Source organism: Pseudoduganella sp. GW821-FHT12E03 (assembly GCF_058807115.1).
In genome coordinates, this window is sequence record NZ_JBXAQJ010000005.1 from 193,303 (window position 1) to 213,080 (window position 19,778).

Genomic DNA, 19,778 nt, shown 5'->3' on the forward strand with positions numbered 1-19,778 from the left:
TTACGGGTGCAGCGATGCGAACAGGGTCTTGCAGGTGGCGCTCAGCTCGCCCTTCAGCACCAGCTGCTTGGCGGCCTCGATGTCCGGTGCGAAGAAGCGGTCGGCATCGTAGAACGGCACGTGCTGGCGCAGTTGCGCATGCACGTGTTCCAGCTGTGGCGAGGTTTTCAGCGGGCGGTGGAAATCGATGCCCTGCGCGGCCGCCAGCAATTCAATGGCAACGATGGCGGCCGTGTTTTGCGCCATGTCTTCCAGGCGGCGCGCCGCAAAGGTGGCCATGCTGACGTGGTCTTCCTGGTTTGCCGAGGTCGGGATGGTGTCGACACTGGCCGGATGGGCGATCGACTTGTTTTCCGAAGCCAGTGCGGCGGCCGTCACGTGGGCGATCATGAAGCCGGAATTCAAGCCCGGTTCGCGCACCAGGAACGGCGGCAGGCCGGACAGGGTGGCGTCGATCAGTAGCGACACGCGGCGCTCGGAAATGCTGCCGATTTCCGCAATCGCCAGCGCCAGCGTATCGGCGGCAAACGCCACCGGTTCCGCATGGAAGTTACCGCCCGACAGCACGACCGCTTCACCGTTATCGTTGGTAAACAGCAGCGGGTTGTCGGTCACGGCGTTGGCTTCGATCAGCAGGGTGCGGCCCGCGTTGGCAATCAAATCCCAGCAGGCGCCCATCACTTGCGGCTGGCAGCGCAGGCAGTACGGGTCTTGCACGCGCTCGTCGCCGACCAGGTGCGAGGCGCGGATCGCGCTGTTGGCCACCAGTTGGCGATAGATGCCGGCGGCGGCGATCTGGCCCGGCTGGCCGCGCACTTCGTGAATGCGGGCGTCGAACGGGGAATCGGAACCCTTGGCGGCGTCCAGCGACAGCGCGCCCGTCACCATGCCCGCTTCCAGCAGGCGCTCGGCCATGAACAGGCCGTGCAGCGCCAGCGCGGTCGAAGCCTGGGTGCCGTTGATCAGCGCCAGGCCTTCCTTGGCGGCCAGCACCACCGGTGCGATACCGGCGGCTTTCAGCGCATCGGCGGCCTGCATCAGTTCGCCGTTCACGCGCACTTCGCCCACGCCCAGCATGGCCAGGGTCATGTGCGACAGCGGCGCCAGGTCGCCGGACGCGCCGACCGACCCTTTGGAAGGAATCGCCGGCACGATGCCAGCGTTGTACAGCGCAATCAGGGTGTCGACGATCAGCGGACGTACACCGGAAACACCGCGCGCCAGGCTGCCGACTTTCATCAGCATGATCAGGCGCACCACGGCGTCCGACATCAGCGCGCCGGTGCCCACCGAGTGCGACAGGATCAGGTTGCGCTGCAATTCTTCCAGCTTGTTATCCGGAATACGGGTTTTCGCCAGCAAGCCGAAGCCCGTGTTGATGCCGTAGGCGGCATCGCCCTTGGCGACAATAGCTTCCACCACGGCGGCCGAGGCCTGGATCGCGGCATAGGCTTCTGGCGCCAGCGCCACCGGCCCAGGGGCGGCCCAGGCGGCGCGCAGTTCGGTCAACGTGATTTTGCCGGGGTTCAGGGTCCAGCTGGAGGTGTTGTGGGTAGCAGTCATGGTCATTCCTTACTTAATCATCGGCAGGTTCAGCTTATTACGTTTTGCGCATTCAATGGCGGACTCGTAACCGGCATCCGCATGGCGCATCACGCCCGAACCGCAATCATTGACCAGCACGCGGGCCAGGCGCTTGGCGGCGGCATCGGTGCCGTCCGCCACGATCACCACGCCGGAGTGCTGGGAATAGCCCATGCCCACGCCGCCGCCATGGTGCAGCGAGACCCAGGTCGCGCCGCCGGCCGTGTTCAGCATGGCGTTCAGCAGTGGCCAGTCGGACACGGCGTCGGTGCCGTCTTTCATGGATTCGGTTTCGCGGTTCGGGCTGGCGACGGAACCGGTGTCCAGGTGGTCGCGGCCGATCACGATCGGCGCTTTCAGTTCGCCGTTGCGCACCATTTCATTGAAGGCCAGGCCAGCAATGTGGCGCTCGCCCAGGCCCAGCCAGCAAATCCGCGCCGGCAAGCCCTGGAAGGCGATACGGTCGCGCGCCATGTCCAGCCAGCGGTGCACGTGGGCGTGGTGCGGGAACAGTTCCTTGATTTTCGCGTCGGTTTTATAAATGTCTTCCGGGTCGCCGGACAGCGCCACCCAGCGGAACGGGCCACGGCCTTCGCAGAATTGCGGGCGGATGTAGGCCGGGACGAAGCCCGGGAAGTCGAAGGCGTTTTCCACGCCCTGGTCAAACGCCACCTGGCGGATGTTGTTGCCATAGTCGACCACCTTGGCGCCCAGTTGCTGGAATTCCAGCATCGCTTGCACGTGCGCGGCGCAGGAATCGGCGGCGGCGGCTTTCAGGCGCTCGTGGCGCTCCGGATCCTGTTGCGCGGCTTTCCAGTCCGCGACGCTCCAGCCGCGCGGCAGGTAGCCGTTGATCAAGTCGTGCGCGGACGTCTGGTCGGTCACCATGTCCGGCACCAGGCCACCGGCCCTGGCGCGCTTCACCAGTTCCGGCAGGATCTCGGCGGCGTTGCCGAGCAGGCCGATGGAAATCGCTTCCTTGCGTTCGGTATGGTATTTCACCAGTTCCAGGGCCTCATCGATCGAGGCGGCCTGCTTGTCCAGGTAGCGGGTGCGCAGGCGGAAGTCGATGGACGTCTGCTGGCATTCGATGTTCAGCGACACGGCGCCGGCGAACGTCGCGGCCAGCGGCTGGGCGCCGCCCATGCCGCCCAGGCCCGCCGTCAAGATCCAGCGGCCCGCCATGTCGCCGCCGAAGTGCTGGCGGCCGGCTTCGGCGAAGGTTTCATAGGTGCCCTGCACGATGCCCTGGGTGCCGATATAAATCCACGAACCGGCCGTCATCTGGCCGTACATGAACAAGCCCTGGCGGTCCAGTTCATTGAAATGTTCCCAGTTGCCCCATTTCGGCACCAGGTTCGAGTTCGCCAGCAGCACGCGCGGCGCATCTTCGTGGGTCTGGAACACGCCAACCGGCTTGCCCGACTGGATCAGCAGGGTCTGGTCCGCTTCCAGCTCTTTCAACGATGCCAGGATCTGGTCATAGCACGCCCAGTTACGCGCCGCGCGGCCGATGCCGCCATACACCACCAGGTGTTGCGGATTTTCCGCCACTTCCTTGTCCAGGTTGTTCTGCAGCATGCGGTAGGCCGCTTCCGCGCCCCAGGTTTTGCAAACGCGCTCAGGGCCGCGCGGGGCGCGGATGTCGCGGGTGGCGTCGAAACGCGGATCGTTGGCGAGGGAAGTGCTCATGTCATCTCCTTGTGAACTGGTGGGGCGGACGGCTGGTACGGGCATGCGGAGTCCGCGGATGATTCAAGGATAAGTTGTATATACAAATTCGTCAACCACTTTAGTCAACCGCTGTTCCGCCCCGCTGCCGGGTGGCGGCCAGCCCGCGCCGGTCGCTATCAAATTTGATCCAACATCCCCCTGCCTTACGAATAAAAAGAATGCCATTCCTCCGTACCACTATCAATCGAAATAAACCTTTCGATAACTATAGAAAACCGGGTAAAAACAAGAATAATTTTGCGACCGTCGCAAATTACCATTGTTTTCGCTGTTGAGCTTGTCAAGGTGTGGGGGGCTGACGCCAACCACGAAAAGTAGTCCGAAACACAATGCAGAGAGATCACTAGATGAAAACAATGAAGATCCGCAGTTCCGGGGCCCGTGAGCATGGCCAGTTGCGTTTGATCCTGATTGCCGGCGCCCTGCTGCTGGCGCTGAACCCGGCGTATGGCCAGCAGGCGGACGAGGAAGCGCCCGCCAACAAAGTGGTGTTGGTGGGATCCCGTTCCACCGCCAAGACTGCGCTCGACACCGCGGCGCCGGTCGGCCTCATCAATATCAAGGACATGCAAAATGCCGGCCCGCTGGAACTGGGCAAGCTGTTGCAAACACTCGACCCTTCGTTCAATTTTTCCTCCACCTTCATTAGCGACGGCACCGACAGTATCCGACCGGCCACGCTGCGCTCGCTCGGACCGGACCAGTTGCTGGTGCTGGTGAACGGCAAGCGGCGCCACCAGCAAGCCCTGGTCAACGTGCAGCAGACCATCGGCCGGGGTTCGGCCGGCACCGACATCAATGCGATTCCACTGTCGGCCATCCACCATATCGAAGTGCTGCGGGATGGCGCCGCCGCCCAGTACGGCTCGGACGCGATCGCCGGCGTCATCAATATCGTGTTGAAATCGCAGACGGGCGAAACCCAGTTTTCCGGCGAAGTCGGCCAGACCTCGGAAGGCGACGGCCGGGTCATCTCGGGCAGCATCAATCGCGGCTGGTCGATCGGCGACGGCGGCTACGTCAACCTGTCGCTGGAGGCGCGCAAACGCGGCGAGACCAACCGCGCCGGGTTGGACACGCTGCGCGTCAACCCGCCCCGCGTCACCCAGCACATCGGCGATTCCAACACCAAAGACGCTTACCTGTGGTGGAATGCGGCGCTGCCGCTCGACCAGAACAGCGAACTGTATGCGTTCGGCGGCCTGTCCAAGCGCCGTGGCGATTCGTTCGGCTTCTTCCGCTCGGCCGGCGACGGGCGCACCGTCCCGGCGCTGTATCCGGACGGCTTCCTGCCCAACATCGTCACCGACATCCAGGATGGCTCGTTCGCGCTCGGTTACCGGCGCGACCTGGCCGACGACTGGAAATTCGACCTGTCGCTCAACCATGGCGCCAGCCAGTTCGATTACAACGAAAAGAACACCGTCAACATCAGCTACTGGTACGAGCCGAAACCGGGCGGCGGCATCTACGCGGCCTCGCCGGTGTCGGCGCATACCGGCCGGCTCAAGTTCGACCAGACCACCGTCAACGCCGACCTGCGCGGCCCGCTGACGCTGGGCGGCGCCAAATTCGCCTTCGCCACCGGCTTCGAATACCGCACCGACAATTACCGCATCGACGCCGGCGATCCGGTGTCGTACCAGTATGGCCGCAGCAACAACCTGGCCATCGTGATCCTGGACCAGAACGGCGGCCGCGCCGCCGCCGGCACCCAGGGCTTCCCCGGCTACACCCCGGCCACGGCGGTGAACGACGGGCGCCACAATATTGCGCTGTATGCCGATGTCGAACATAACCTGACGCAGCAATTGATGGTGGCGGCCGCCATGCGCCATGAGCGCTATTCGGACTTTGGCAGCACCACCACCGGCAAGCTGTCGCTGCGCTACGACCCGGCCCCGACACTGGGCTTGCGCGGCAGCTTCTCGACCGGTTTCCGCGCGCCCAGCGTGCAGCAAGAGTTCTACAGCTCGGTGTCCACCAACCTCGACGGCGCCGGCAACCTGACGGAAACGCTGACCGCGCGCCAGGGCAGCGCCGTCACGCGCGCGTTCGGCATTGCGCCGCTCAAGCAGGAAACCTCGAAAAGCGGCAGCATGGGCCTGGTGGTACGGCCGGCGAAAAACATGTCCGTCACGGCCGACCTGTACCGGGTCGACATCAAGGACCGCATCGTGTTTTCCAGCGAAATCACGCCGGAAGCGGCGGCCGGCTGCAACGCCACGCTGAGCAATTGCCCGATCCGCAAGATTCTGACGCCGCTGGCGGTGGGCCAGGCGCAATTCTTCACCAACGCGGTCGATACCCGTACCACCGGCCTGGACATCGTGGCCGAGCACAGCAGCAACGTACCGCTGGGAAAGCTGGTGCTGTCCGGCCAGTTGGGCTTCAACCGCACCAAGGTGACGTCGCGCCATTCGCAATCGCCGGTGCTGGCCGGTAACCAGTTGTTCGACGACATGCAAGTGCTGCTGATCGAACACGGCCAGCCACGCCAGCACCACGTGCTGGCCGCCGACCTCAACGCCGGCGCCTGGAACCTCAATACGCGCGCCAATTACTTCGGCGCGGTGAAGGCCGGTTACTTCACCAATCCCTATGTGCAGACGTGGGAACCGCGTTGGGTGGTCGACAGTTCGCTGCGCTACAACTTCAGCAAGAAGAGCAGCGTGGCGTTCGGCGTGAACAACCTGTTCAACGTGTATCCAACCGAATGGGACAAGACCAAAGCCGCGCCCTTCCCGCAACTGGGCTTCACGCACTGCTGGGAAACCTGTCCCATCGGCATTAACGGCCGCTCGATGTACGTCCGCTACGACACCGCGTTCTGACAGGATGTACGAGGCGGGAGGCCGCACCCGCGGCCTGCCCGCATGACCGGGACGGCCCGCGCGGGCCGCCCCTCCCCAGCCGGATGGAGATATGCAATGAGCCTGTTCCGCACCAAAAACCTGGACCACATGGTGGCGCAAAGCCGCGCCACCGGTGGCTTGCAAAAAGTACTGGGGCCGCTCGACCTGGTCATGATGGGCATCGGCGCCATCGTCGGCACTGGCATCTTCGTGCTGACCGGCACCGGCGCGCTGACCGCCGGGCCGGCGCTGACGCTGTCGTTCGTGATCGCGGCGCTGGCCTGCGGTTTCGCCGCCATGTGTTACGCGGAATTCGCGTCGACGGTCCCGGTGGCCGGCTCGATTTACACCTATTGTTACGCCACCATGGGAGAACTGGTGGCATGGATGATCGGCTGGGATTTGCTGCTCGAATACGGACTGGCGACGTCGGCGGTGTCGGTTGGCTGGTCCGGCTATTTCCAGTCGCTCACCGCCGGTTTCGGCATCCGCCTGCCACTCGAACTGACGGCCGCGCCGGGCGCCGTGCCTGGCGTACAGACCTGGCTCAACCTGCCCGCGCTGGTGATCATGCTGCTGTTGACGGCCATGCTGTCGTGGGGCGTGCGCGAATCGGCGCGCCTCAACAGCATCATGGTGGCGATCAAGATCGGCGTGGTACTGCTGTTCATCGTTGTCGGCGCGCGCCATGTGCAGCCGGCCAACTGGCAACCTTTCATGCCCTTTGGCATGCAGGGCACCATGGGGGCGGCGGCACTGGTGTTCTTTGCCTTCATCGGCTTCGACGCGGTGACGTCGGCGGCGGAAGAAGTGCGGCGGCCCGAGCGCGACCTGCCGATCGGTATCATCGGTTCGCTCGCGGTCTGCACCGTGCTGTACGTGGTGGTGTCGGCGGTGATGACCGGCATTGTGCCGTTCCGGCAATTCACCGGCGTCGACCACCCGGTGTCGCTGGCCTTGCAGTACGCGCGCGAAAACTGGGTGGCCGGCTTCGTCGACCTGGGGGCCATCGTCGGCATGACCACCGTGATCCTGGTGATGACGTATGGCCAGACCCGCGTGATTTTCGCCATGTCGCGCGACGGCTTGCTGCCGGCCCGCCTGTCGGCGCTGCATGCACGCTACGGCACGCCGTTCTTCGCGACCTGGGTGGTGGGACTGGTGTTCGGCCTGGTCGCCGCGCTGATTCCACTGGGTGTGTTGGCGGAGCTGATCAATATCGGCACGCTGGCGGCATTTTGCCTGGTGTCGGCCGCCGTGCTGGTGCTGCGCCGGCGCCGCCCGGACTTGCCGCGCGGATTCCGCTGCCCCGGCGTGCCGCTGGTGCCGCTGCTGGCGATCGTTTTTTGCATGGCCTTGATGACATTCCTGAGCCGCACCACCTGGATCGCCTTCGGCGTCTGGCTGTTGCTGGGCTTGGCCGTGTACTTCGGCTATGCGCGCCGCCACTCCGCGCTGCAGCGGCGGCCCGGTGACAGCTGACCGTTCAGCGCCGGTTAAGGTTTGCCATAGACCTGCCGGCCCGCGACCCACGTCTGCAAGACCTGGATCTTGCCGATGTCCGTGACCGGTGCCTTGAACAGATCGGTGTCGGTCACGATAAAGTCGGCCCACTTGCCCGCCTCCAGCGACCCGATGACTTTTTCCTGGTGCGCCGCATAGGCCGCATCGAGCGTGAAGCAGCGGAATGCCTGCAGCAGGGTCATGGCCTGGTTTTTATACCAGCCGCCCATCGGCACGCCGGCGTTGTCCTGCCGCGTCACCGCCGCATGCAAGCCTTCGAACGGGTTCGGCGCCTCGATCGGGAAGTCCGAGCCGCAGGCGATTTTCGAGCCCTGTTTCAGGAAGGTATGCCAGGCATACGCGCCCTTGATGCGCTGCGGGCCGACGCGCTGTTCGGCCATGTTCTGGTCCGACGTCGCGTGAGTCGGCTGCATCGACGGGATGATGTTCAACGCCTTGAAGCGGGGAATATCCGCCAACGCCACCACTTGCGCATGTTCGATGCGGTGCCGCGCGCCCGCTGCTTGCGGATATTGCTTCAACAGTGCCGCATAACCGTCGAGGATTTGCCGGTTGCCGGCGTCGCCAATCGCGTGCACGTTGACCTGGTAGCCCGCCTTCAGCGCTTTTTCCATCTTGGCGCGCATGTCCGCATCGTTGTAGAACAGCAGGCCGTGCGTGTGCGGCGCGTCGCTGTAGGGGGCGATCAGCGCGGCGCCACGGCTGCCCAGCGCGCCGTCCGAATACAGTTTCACGGCGGCCAGCGCATATAAATCATTGGCGTACGATGTCAGCGGCCCTTGCCGCGCCAACTGGTCGAAGTCCGCCGTGGTGTCGCCGATCATCGCGTACACGCGCGTGGTGAGCTTGCCACTGTCGGCATAGCTGCGCAGCAAGCGGTCCTCAAGCACGCCGATGCCGGCGTCATGCACGCTGGTCAAGCCCACTTTCGCCAGCGCCGCCAGCGCGCCATCGAGCGACGTGCGCGCCTCCGCCTCGGTCGGTTTTGGAATCGCGGCGCGCACGATGTCCATCGCCGCATCGACCAGGATGCCGGTGGCGTGACCCTGCGCGTCGCGCTCGATCTTGCCGCCGGCCGGGTCCTTGGTGTCTTTCGTGATACCGGCCAATTGCAGCGCCCGGGTGTTGGCCCACACGGCATGGCCGTCGACCCGCGTCATCACCGCCGGACGGTCCGCCACAACACTGTCGAGTTCTTGCGCGGTCGGGAAGCGGCCCAGTTTCCAGATTTCCTGGTTCCAGCCATTGCCCAGCACCCAGGCGCGCTGCGGATTGGTTGTGCTGAAGTCGGCCACGGCTTTCAGCGCCGCGTCCAGCGATGGCTTGCCATACAACAGCACCGCCGTGGAAATCTCGCCCAGTCCAAACACGTGGCCGTGGGCATCGATCAATCCCGGCAAGACGGTCTTGCCCTGCATATCGATGCGCTGTGCGCCGGGCGCCCTGGCCGCGACAGTCTTGGCATTGCCGACCGCGAGGATGCGGCCGGCATCGTCATAAGCCAGGGAGGTAAAGCGCACCAGTTTGCCGGCGCTGTTGAGCGTATAGCCGTTGGCGTTATCGATGATGGTGGCGGCATGGGTCGGCAGGATCGCTGCGGCGGCCATGGCCAGGGCAAGTCGGGTCAATCGCATGAAGTCTCCGGGTCGGATTCGAAAGCAAACCTGGAGTGTAGCGAAATTCCCCGCCCTGTATCTTCAAAACGTTCCCTGCAGCGACAGCGACAGCAGCTTGGAGTCACCGAAGAACGGGTAGCTGTAGTGCGACTTGTCCTTGCTGATGTCGTACTGCGCCTTGAACGCCATGTTTTTACGGAAGTCCCAGCGCAGCGTCGCATACCGGGTACTGCGTGCCTCGATTGGCGCGGCCACGGTGGTGTAACGGGAGTAGGTCAGCATCGGCGTGAATTCCCCAATCTGGTAGCCCACGCCAAACAGCGCATATTTGTAAATGCCGTTCAGACCCTTGCCCCGGTCGACCTGTTCATAGCGGTCCACCTCGGTACGCACCAGCCAATCCTTGTAATCCATGTTGGCTGAGATCCCCATGATGCGGGTACGCTGACGGTCGATTAACGTGACCGGCCCTGTCGCGCCATCCTGCCACAGCGTGTCCTGGTAGGTCATGAACATGCCGCGCACGTCGAAAATACCGTTGTTGGCCGACACCGACAGGCCCGTGATGTGCTTCCATTTCTCGTGCGTGGGCGTGGTGTAGTAAATCAGCGTGTCGTACGCATCATTTTTTTGCTCATAGCCTCCGGCCCAGCCATGCACTGTGGCGGCCCAGCCGGAGTCGCCCAGTTGGGTGCGGTAGCTGGCGTTGGCGCCCAGGTAAGCGTAGATGGGCCAGCCATACACGTCCGGCGCCGGACGCACCCATGGATAGGCATAGCCGATGTACAGGTAATCGCTGTAGTAGTACAGCGGGATGCGGAATTTGCCGGCCTGGAACGTCCATGCGGAGTCAGCGTGCGGCTGCCAGGTCGCATAGGCCCAGTCCACCGTTGGCGTCGAATGATGGTTGGGATTGCGGGCGCGCATCACGATTTGCGCGGTGGCGGACAAGGTTGGGCTGAATTCCTTTCTGACCTGCACCCCCAGCAGCGATTCCTGGTCGAACTGCCAGCCCTCGCCTTTCTCATACACGGCCGCATATTCCCAGGCCTGCATCGAGCACGGGCATTTCCATTCCTGGTATTGCCATGGCGCGCTGCTCCCTTGCGCCGAACCACTCATTACTTTGGCCGCCGTGAGGCTGTAAAAGCCGGTCAGACGCAGGCTGCCGTCGCCGCCCAGGTCGATGGCGCCGGCACTGCCGGCAGCAAGCATGGCCGCCAGGGCCCATAAGTGTTTTTTCATCGGTGTCTCCATTCTGCGGGTAAAGGATCAAGGGATGGTGGCGATCACCTTGACGGTGTCATCGACCGCCGCCTTCTCGATGTACCCGATGGCATTGACGTTTTCGCTGACGACCTTCTTTACCTCGGCGCTGGATTTGCATTCCTTGGGCGCTTTGATCTTCCCCGTGAACAATAACTTGGACCAGATCGCCTCCACCTGGGACGGCGTTTTCTCCAGGACTTTCTTGTAAAACTCGGCACGGATGGGGGAGCTTTCCGGCTGCTCCACCGGCGAAAACTGCACCGAGCCACCCAGGAAGAATTGGGCCGCCTGGGAAGGGAACATGCGGGTCGCGGGATTTTGCGGGTGGACTATGATGACCAACTCGGCACGGGCCGGCGCCGCCAGGGCGGCTAACAACACAGCCGGTGCAAGCGGCTTATACAGACGTCTCATCGGTACTCCCTCTGATAACAATCCAATGAGTCCAGTCTAACAACAGCCCTCGTCGAAAATCCTGAAATTGTGATATTTGCGACACAATTTACGTGCGTCGTTTCCGTAAAACAACAAGCTACCGCGCATCATGCAAGATGAGACCCAGTGTGTGGCGGACGCCACTACGCAGGCGCGACACGCCATGCCGCATATTGACGCGGTAGACGCCGCGCGTGCCGTTCACCGGACGGTGGTGGACCGGGAATATCACCAGACTGCCCTGTTCCAGCGGCACCACTTCGGCCCGCGATTGCATGCGCGGGCGCTGTTCGGTCAGCACAAATTCGCCACCGGTGAAGTCGCGTCTTGGCTGGGACAGCAGCACGGCCGCCTGCAGCGGGAACACGTGCTCGCCATATAAATCCTGGTGCAGGCAGTTATAGTCGCCCGCCTGGTATTGCAGCAGCAAGGGCGTCGGCCTCACCTGCCCTGCGCCATGGCAGCGTTCGATGAAGTCCGCGTGCACCAAGGGGAAGCGGACATCAATGCCCATGGCCTCATGCCAGCGGTTGGCGACGTACGCCAGCGGCCCGTACAGCGCGGCGCGCAGCCGGGCGATCGGCGACGGCAGCGGATACGCGAAATACTGGTATTCGCCCTTGCCGAAGCCATGCCGCTCCATCACCACGCGGCTGCGGAACAGTTCCGGCTTCGCATAGGCCGCGGCCAGCCGCACGCACTCTTCCGGGCTGAAAAATCGCGGCACGACGGCAGCGCCCCACGCATCCAGTTCCGCGCCGATGGCTTCCCAGTCCAGTGCGGCGCAGCGGTCCGCGAGGCCGCTCCAGGGGGGGAACTCAGCGCTTGCGCCGTTCCGCTCCGGCGACACGGATGAGTGCACGCTGGTAGCCTCCATGCCCGCCACGCTCACTTGGCCCCCTCGCGCTCGAGCAACACCTGCTTGCGCTCCACACCCCAGCGGTAACCCGACAGTGAACCATCGGTGCGCACCACGCGGTGGCACGGGATCGCAATGGCAATCGCATTGGCGGCGCAGGCGCTGGCCACGGCGCGGGCGCCATTCGGTGCGCCCACCAGTGCCGCCAGCTCCGTATAACTGACGGTGCGTCCCGCCGGGATGTTGCGCAGCACTTGCCATACGCGCTGCTGGAACGCGGTGCCGCGCACATCGAGCGGCAAATCCAGGCCGATTTCCGGCGCTTCCACCATGCCGACCACGGCCGCCACCACGCGCTCGTAATCGGCTTGCGCCCCGGCCAACTCAGCGTTGGGGAAACGGTCCTGCAAATCGCGCGCCAGCAATTCCGGATCGTCGCCAATCAAAATCGCGCAAATGCCCTTATCGGTGCTGGCCACCAGGATCGCGCCCAATGAACACTGGGCGATCGCAAAGCGGATGGTTTCGCCCTGGCCGCCGCCCCGGTAGGCACGGGGCTGCATGCCCAGCGCGCCGTTCGACTGGGCATAAAAGCGGCCGCTGGAATTGAAGCCCGCCGCATAGATCGCATCGGTGACCTTGTTGCCATCGGCCAACTGTGCCTGCATGCGGCGCTGGCGCACGCCGGCCGCATAGGCTTTCGGCGTCAACCCGGTCTGCGCCTTGAAGATGCGGTGAAAGTGAAACCGGCTGATGCCGGACGCTTCGGCCAGGCTGGCCAGGTCCGGTTCGGTTTCCGCTTCTTCGATCAGGCGGCACATTTGCGCCACCAGCGCCGCATGGCGTTCGGCCAGCGGCGGCAAGTCGGGCTTGCAGCGCAGGCAGGGACGGAATCCCGCCTGTTCCGCCGCCTCGGCCGACGCATGGAATGTGATATTGACACGCTTGGCGTGGCGCGACGGACACGATGGCCGGCAATACACGCCGGTGGTGCGCACCGCGTAATAAAACGCGCCATCGGCGTCGCTGCTGCGCTGCTGCACGGCGGCCCAGCGCTCTTCGTCATTGACAAACATGTTGCACTCCCTCGGTTCACAGTATGCATCATGTTAGAAAGTTCCAGCCCCCACCACACTCCGCCGCTTGCTTTTGAATTCCCGCCATATGCAATAACCATGCATTGATGCGGCGCAGCAATGCTAAAATCGACACTTGCCCGCGCCGGCCCAGGCGCTGCCACGGAGACCAGGCTTTGGAACAATCAGCAACAGACAATACCCCCATCTTCCAGCGCATCAAGGATTATTTGCTGGCCCAGATCGCCGCCGGACAGTGGAAGGAAGGCGATGTCATCCCTTCCGAGCAGGCGCTGGTCAAGCAATTCGGCGTATCGCGCATGACCGTCAACCGCGCCGTGCGCGAATTGACGGCGGAACAGATCTTGACCCGGCGCCAGGGTTCCGGCACTTTTGTTGCAGCACAGAAATTCCAAGCCACCCTGCTGGAAATCCGCAGCATTGCCGATGAAGTCCGGGCCCGTGGTCACGCCCACCGCAGCAGCCTGCAATTGTTGGAGCAAACCAAAGCCGGCGAATTGCTGGCCAAACAGTTTGAGTTGTCGGCAGGAACTATTTTATTTCACTCCGTGATCGTGCACTTCGAAAGCGGCGTGCCGATCCAGGTGGAAGACCGCTGGGTCAATCCAGCCTGCGCGCCCGACTACATGAGCCAGGACTTCGCGGCCATCACGCCAAATGAATACCTGGTGGCGGCCGCTCCGCTGGCCGGCGCTGTCTATAGCGTGGAAGCGCTGAGCCCGCCGCGCGACATCGCCGACATGCTGGCCATCGATACCCGCCAACCATGCCTGGTGCTGAAGCGGCAAACCCGCTCGGCCGGACAGGTCGCGTCGATCGCCACCATGTGGCACCCGGGACACCGCTACCAGTTCACCGGCAGCTTTGCGTAACGGGATTTTGCAGGCGCGCTGAAAAGCTTCTAGCATGCTGCAAGCCGGATATGCCCCATAGGGTTTGCCGTCAGTAAATTCCGACACCGGGCTTGGGCTTCGATGCTATAGTTGATCGACCATGGACGGGCAGGTTCCCGTCCCGACCAATCGAAAGGGAAGCTCCTTGCAGCACCGCCGTCCTCTGTTCCTGCCGGGCCTGCGCCGCATCGCGGCCGCAGCGGCGTTTGCCTGCGCGGCAATGCCGGCCCTGGCGGTGGAACATGTCACGCTGCAGCTGAAATGGCGCCATCAATTCCAGTTTGCCGGCTATTACGCGGCGCAAGACAAAGGGTTTTATCGCGACGCCGGCCTCGAAGTGACCTTGCTCGAAGGCAAGCCTGACGAAGATGCGGTACGGCCGGTCCTGGAGGGCAAAGCCCAATATGGCGTCGGCAACAGCACACTGTTGCTGAAGCGGGCAGCCGGCGAACCGGTGGTGGTACTGGCGTCGATTTTCCAGCATTCCCCGGCCGTGCTGATTGCCCGCCGCGGCGACAATGGCGAGACGCTGAACCTGGCCGGCAAGAAGATCATGTTATCGCCCAGCAACGAGGAGTTGCAGGCCTACCTGAACAATTTCGGCGTCGCCAAAGACAAATACCAGCGCGTCCACCACAGCTACAACCTCGATGACTTAATCAGCGGCAAGGTGGACGCCATGTCCGCCTACCTGACGGCGGCGCCGTATGTGCTGGACCGCAGCAACCTCAAATACGACATCCTGGCGCCGCGCACGGCCGGCATTGATTTTTACGGCGACAACCTGTACACCACGGAAAGCGAGTTGCGTGAACATCCGCAGCGCGCCGCCGCCATGCGTGCCGCCACCTTGAAGGGGTGGCAATACGCGATGGAGCATCCGGGTGAAATCGCCGACCTGATCCGCGCGCGCTATCCGAACAGCCATACGCGCGAACACTTGATGTATGAGGCGCAACAAACCATTCCGTTGCTGGAGCAGCGGCTGATCGAGCTGGGCTACAGCAACCCGGAACGCTGGCGCGCCATTGCCGCCACCTTTGCCCAGCTCGACATGATGCCGGCCAATACCAGTCTGGACGGTTTTTTATACCAGCCTCCGCCGGATTACCGCGCCTGGCAACTCGGCGTCACCCTGGCCGGCATGGCGCTGCTGTTCGGCGGCCTCGCGTGGTGGCGCATCCGCCGCATGCAACGGGCGCTGCAGGAGGCCAACGAACGCACCGCCAAGGCCGACCGCCTGACCACGTTTGCGCTGGAAGGTTCCGGCGAAGGCGTGTGGGACTGGCAGCCGGTGGCCGATATCCTGACGGTATCGCCGCGCTATTGCGAAATCCTCGGCCACGACCCGCAGCAATTCAAGCCCGCCGCGCAGGATATCCTCGACCTGGTGCACCCGGACGACCGCGCCCGCGTCGACCAGGAATTCATGGTGCAGGCCAACGGGCCGGCCGATGGCAAGACCAGCCTGTCGTGCGAATTCCGGATCCGCTGCCGTGATGGCAGCTGGAAGTGGGTGCTGGGCCGGGGCATGGTGGTGGCGCGCGCAGCCGATGGCCGCGCCTTGCGCATGACCGGGACGCTGGGCGACATCAGCGACCGCGCGGCGGCGGAAGAAGCGCGCGTGGCGGCGATCCTGGAAGCGGCGCCGTCGGCCATGCTGGTGGCGGACCGCAACGGCATCATCCGCCAGGCCAATCACGTCAGCGCCGAATGCTTTGGCTACGACAGCATGGCGGGCCTGTCGCTCGACTTGCTGGTGCCCGACACCATGCGCAGCACCCCCGGCCGGCCGCGCGAACTGGTGTCGCGGCCCGGCTTGCCGGGCCGCGTCCTGACCGCCCACCGCAGCAATGGCAACCAGTTCCCGGCCATGGTGCAGATTGCGCCGATCCAGCTGGCCGGCCAGGGGCTGTCGATCGTGTCGCTGCGCGACGTCACGCAGCGCCAGCGCGCCGAGGAAGCCATGCAGGCGTCCACGGAACGCTACCGCCAGATCGTGCAGACCGCCGCCGAAGGCATCTGGATGACCGATGCCCACGACCACACCACCTTCGTCAATCCCACCATGGCGCGCATGCTGGGCTATGAAGTGGATGACATGCTCGACCAGCCGATGGCGTCGTTCATGGATGACGATGGCCAGGCGCTGCTGCGCCAGCACCAGCGCCGCCGTCCCTCCGGCCACGCGGAACAGGGCGACGTGCGCTTTTTCCGCAAAGACCACTCGACCATGTGGGGCTTGCTGTCGACCACGCAGGTCAACGATGAAACCGGGGCCTATGCCGGCATGCTGGCCATGATCACCGACATCACGGACCGCCGCCTGGCCGACCTGGCGCTGCGCAATTCCAGCCGCCGCATGGCGTCCGTGTTCAACGCCGTCACCAATGGTCTGGTGGTGCTCAATGGCGACGGCCTTATCCTCGAAAGCAATGCCGCCGCCGCGCGCATGCTCGGCCCGGCCGCGCAGCCCGGCGCGGGACTGTGGCCGGGCGTGCATGAAGACGGCAGCATCTTTGCCCGGGATGAACACCCGGTGTACCTGGCGCTGGTGTCGGGCCGCTCCGTGCGCGACGTGGTGATGGGCGTGCGCCAGGCCGACGGCACGCAATGCTGGCTGTCCGTCAATGCCGAGCCGATGAAGGATGAACTGGGCGACGCGCCGATGGCGGTGGTGGGCCTGACCGACATCAGTTACCGCAAGCGCAGCGAAGATGCGCTGCGCCAGGGCGAGCAGCGGCTGCAGGAAATCATCAAGATGATGCCGATCGGCCTGTTCATCAAGGCGCCGGACGGCCGCTTCCAGCTGATGAATCCCGCCTGCGAGGCGCAATTCGGTTTCCGCTTCCATGAATTGAACAGTGGCGACGATACGCCGTTCCACTCGCCGGACGTGGTGGAAGCAATCCGCGCACGCGACCGCGAAGCCTTTGCCGGCGGCGTGCTGGTCGATTACGAAGAAACCGTCTGGAACCCGACCCTGCGCGAACAGCGCCACCTGCGCACGTTCAAGAAGCCGGTGTTCGATGAGCAGGGCCGGCCCGCTTACCTGATCTGCATGTCGATCGACATCACCGACAGCAAGCGCGCCGAACGTGAATTGCGCGAATTGAATGAACACCTGGAAGAGCGGGTGGCGCGCCGCACCGAACAGCTCGGCCAGGCCAAGCAGCTGGCCGAGGAAGCCAGCCAGGCCAAGGGCCAGTTCCTGGCCAACATGAGCCATGAAATCCGCACCCCGATGAATGGCGTGATCGGCATGGCCTACCTGGCGCTGAAGACCGACCTCGATCCGCGCCAGCGCGATTACCTGGAAAAAATCCGCTTCGCCGGCGAACACTTGCTGGGCATTATTGACGACATCCTCGACATTTCGAAGATCGAAGCCGGCAAGCTGGAAATCGAGCATGTGGACTTCGCCCTGGACCACGTGATCCAGACCCTGACCACGGTGGTGGCGCCCAAGGCGGCCGGCAAGGGCTTGAACCTGGTGTTCGATATCGACGCCAACCTGCCGCCGGTGCTGCGCGGCGATCCATTGCGGCTGGGCCAGGTCCTGATCAATTACACCAACAACGCCATCAAGTTCAGTGACCAGGGCAACATCGTCGTCAAGGTCGTCAACGCGCAATCGGACGCCAGCCATTGCCTGGTGCGTTTCGAAGTGCGCGACCATGGCATCGGTTTGTCCGAGCAGGAAATTGCCAAGCTGTTCCAGTCATTCCAGCAAGCCGATACGTCCACCACGCGCGAACATGGCGGCACCGGCCTGGGGCTGGCGATCTGCAAACAGCTGGCGCACCTGATGGGCGGTGAAGTCGGCGTGACCAGCGCGCCAGGCCAGGGCAGCACGTTCTGGTTCACCGCGCAGTTGGGCGTGTCGAGCCGCGCGGTGCCGGAAATCATCAATTCCATCAGCGACGCGGCGGCCGAACTGGTGGCCTCGGCCCGCACCGCCGCCGTGATGCAGTCACTCAAGCACGCCCGCATCCTGCTGGTGGAAGACAATACCTTCAACCAGCAAATCGCGCTGGAAATGCTGGAAGAGGCCGGCACCTCCGTGTGCCTGGCCAACAATGGCGAGGAAGCGCTGGAATTGCTGCGCCAGGCCAGTTTCGATTGCGTCCTGATGGATGTGCAAATGCCGCTGATGGATGGACTGGAAGCGACCCGGCGCATCCGCGCCGATCCCAAGCTGGCGGACTTGCGCGTGCTGGCCATGACGGCCACCGCCACCAGTGAAGACCGGGTGCGCTGCCTGGATGCGGGCATGGATGACTTCATTTCCAAGCCGATCCAGCCGGCGCTGATGTACCAGACCATTGCCAACTGGCTGCCGGCGCAGCGGGTCGATGAAGAAGAAGCGCGCGCCGCCCAGCGTCCCGGCAGTACCTACAAGCCGACCTTGTCGGGCGACCCGGCGATTATCGATTTGTCGGTGCTGGCGCAATTGCTGGGCTACCACCCGCAAAAGATCCGCAAGTTCGCCTTTAAGTTCCTGCACACCACCAAAGATGGCTTCGATGAAATCGATGCCTGCATGAAGGCGGGCGACCTGGAGCGCATTCGCGAACTGGGCCACCGCATCAAGTCGGCCGCCCGCACCGTGGGTGCGCTGGGCATGGCCGATATGTGCGAAGATCTGGAGCACCTGCCCAAGGAAGAAGCCGGCGCGATCCAGGCCCGCAACGTCATGGCCCGGCTGTGGCCGCTGCTGGACCTGGTCACCGAGCAAATCATGACGAACACCACTTTTGCCAACGACGATTAATAACCCTATGAACGACCGCGCCTCCGCCGATCCCTTGCGCGTCCTGCTGCTCGACGATGACCCCTTCCAGCTGTCGCTGCTGGAAGACATGCTGGAAGACCTGGGCGATTTCGATGTCGCCAGCGCCACGCACTCGAAAGCCGCGCTGGCCATGCTGAAAACCAGCCCGCCCGACCTGATGGTGTGCGACTTGTCGATGCCGGATATGGACGGCATCGAATTTTTGCGCCATGTCGCGGAAGACGGCTATAACGGCACCGTGGTGCTGTTGTCCGGCATGGAAAGCGGCGTGCTGAAAGCCGCTGAACGGCTTGCCATGGCGCAGGGATTGACGATCCTGGGCGCCTGCGCCAAGCCCGTCGCACTGGTGGAATTGAGTGACCTGGTGAGCCTGGCGCGCATGCACCGCCGGCCCCGCCGCACCGCATAGGCTTTTAGCAAGCTTGAGATTAATCAAGCACCACGCAATTTCCGCGCGACAATTTGAGCAAAATCCGCACAGGCGGCAAAAATGCGTTATTATTTGAGCCATTCCCCGCCTGCTATCCGCTATTCCACACTTCCAGTTTGCCTTCCACACCGTTGCACACTGTTGAATTCCTGGATACGGTCACCATTTGCAGTCTGTCATCCGCGCAGCCCCGGACGGCATCCAGCGACAAATGGCATAATCATCCAGGCGACATTCCAATAACGTGAGAACAACATGAGCGAAAACATCAAACACATCACCGACGCATCCTTCGAAGCCGACGTACTGAAATCCGACCGCCCTGTGCTGGTTGATTTCTGGGCTGAATGGTGCGGTCCTTGCAAGAGCATTGCCCCGATCCTGGAAGAAGTTGCCAAGGAATACGACGGCAAGCTGACCATTGCCAAACTGGATGTGGACGCTAACCAGGCCGTGCCGGCCAAATTCGGCATCCGCGGCATTCCGACCCTGATTCTGTTCAAGAACGGTGTGGCAGCGGCACAAAAAGTCGGCGCGATGGCCAAAGGTCAATTGACCTCTTTCATCGACAGCAATATTTGAGTAAGATTTGAGACAATACGCAGCGTTGCGCCCGCAGCGCTGCCGAAGATTGCAGGGAACCGGACCATACCGCTTCCCGCTTTGATCAACCCCACGCAGTTCCCT

At 63.4% G+C, this 19,778-nt stretch carries 13 protein-coding genes; 6 read left to right on the forward strand and 7 right to left on the reverse strand.

The window, feature by feature from the left end; all coding sequences use genetic code 11:
* Together hutH and hutU are read right to left on the reverse strand one after the other, a co-directional pair.
* The gene (hutH, locus tag AC1RRC_RS14395; RefSeq protein WP_493056170.1) at nt 1–1,563 is read right to left on the reverse strand and encodes a histidine ammonia-lyase; all 1,563 of its coding nucleotides are present in this window, start codon (nt 1,561–1,563) and stop codon (nt 1–3) included.
* Nucleotides 1,564–1,572: 9 nt separating this feature from the next.
* Nucleotides 1,573–3,276: a urocanate hydratase gene (gene hutU, locus AC1RRC_RS14400; protein WP_493056171.1), complete on the reverse strand. Its 1,704-nt coding sequence runs from the start codon at nt 3,274–3,276 to the stop codon at nt 1,573–1,575.
* Nucleotides 3,277–3,665: 389 nt separating this feature from the next.
* Between hutU and AC1RRC_RS14405 the strand changes: the two genes are divergently transcribed.
* Nucleotides 3,666–6,152 carry a TonB-dependent receptor plug domain-containing protein gene (locus AC1RRC_RS14405; protein WP_493056172.1) on the forward strand — a complete coding sequence of 829 codons (2,487 nt, stop codon included), beginning with the start codon at nt 3,666–3,668 and terminating at the stop codon, nt 6,150–6,152.
* A 96-nt stretch (nt 6,153–6,248) separates the two neighbouring features.
* A complete protein-coding gene (bcaP, locus tag AC1RRC_RS14410) occupies nt 6,249–7,655 on the forward strand; it encodes a branched-chain amino acid transporter BcaP (RefSeq protein WP_493056173.1) in 1,407 nt (468 codons plus the stop codon).
* A 14-nt stretch (nt 7,656–7,669) separates the two neighbouring features.
* Here bcaP and AC1RRC_RS14415 read toward each other — a convergent pair whose 3' ends face one another.
* From AC1RRC_RS14415 to ada, 5 genes are all read right to left on the reverse strand, one after another.
* Nucleotides 7,670–9,331 (reverse strand): amidohydrolase, encoded by a 1,662-nt coding sequence (locus AC1RRC_RS14415; RefSeq protein WP_493056174.1) that lies wholly within the window; start codon nt 9,329–9,331, stop codon nt 7,670–7,672.
* Nucleotides 9,332–9,394: 63 nt separating this feature from the next.
* Complete coding sequence (locus tag AC1RRC_RS14420) at nt 9,395–10,558, reverse strand: hypothetical protein (protein ID WP_493056175.1); 1,164 nt, start codon at nt 10,556–10,558, stop codon at nt 9,395–9,397.
* A gap of 27 nt (nt 10,559–10,585) precedes the next feature.
* Entirely contained in the window at nt 10,586–10,996 is a 411-nt protein-coding gene (locus AC1RRC_RS14425; protein WP_493056176.1) for a type 2 periplasmic-binding domain-containing protein, read from the reverse strand.
* A gap of 118 nt (nt 10,997–11,114) precedes the next feature.
* Nucleotides 11,115–11,894, reverse strand: coding sequence for a 2OG-Fe(II) oxygenase (locus AC1RRC_RS14430; protein WP_493056177.1), 780 nt, complete (start codon nt 11,892–11,894; stop codon nt 11,115–11,117).
* An 11-nt stretch (nt 11,895–11,905) separates the two neighbouring features.
* Nucleotides 11,906–12,952 (reverse strand): bifunctional DNA-binding transcriptional regulator/O6-methylguanine-DNA methyltransferase Ada, encoded by a 1,047-nt coding sequence (gene ada / locus AC1RRC_RS14435; RefSeq protein WP_493056178.1) that lies wholly within the window; start codon nt 12,950–12,952, stop codon nt 11,906–11,908.
* Between the two features lie 176 nt (nt 12,953–13,128).
* Between ada and hutC the strand changes: the two genes are divergently transcribed.
* The 4 genes from hutC (at nt 13,129) to trxA (ending at nt 19,673) form a co-directional block, all read left to right on the forward strand.
* The gene (hutC, locus tag AC1RRC_RS14440; RefSeq protein ID WP_493056179.1) at nt 13,129–13,845 is read left to right on the forward strand and encodes a histidine utilization transcriptional repressor HutC; all 717 of its coding nucleotides are present in this window, start codon (nt 13,129–13,131) and stop codon (nt 13,843–13,845) included.
* Nucleotides 13,846–14,011: 166 nt separating this feature from the next.
* Nucleotides 14,012–18,640, forward strand: coding sequence for a PAS domain S-box protein (locus AC1RRC_RS14445; RefSeq protein ID WP_493056180.1), 4,629 nt, complete (start codon nt 14,012–14,014; stop codon nt 18,638–18,640).
* Between the two features lie 7 nt (nt 18,641–18,647).
* On the forward strand, nt 18,648–19,070 hold the full coding sequence (locus AC1RRC_RS14450; protein ID WP_493056181.1) for a response regulator: 423 nt from the start codon (nt 18,648–18,650) through the stop codon (nt 19,068–19,070).
* A gap of 276 nt (nt 19,071–19,346) precedes the next feature.
* The gene (trxA, locus tag AC1RRC_RS14455) at nt 19,347–19,673 is read left to right on the forward strand and encodes a thioredoxin TrxA (RefSeq protein WP_093556417.1); all 327 of its coding nucleotides are present in this window, start codon (nt 19,347–19,349) and stop codon (nt 19,671–19,673) included.
* Nucleotides 19,674–19,778 lie beyond the last annotated feature (105 nt).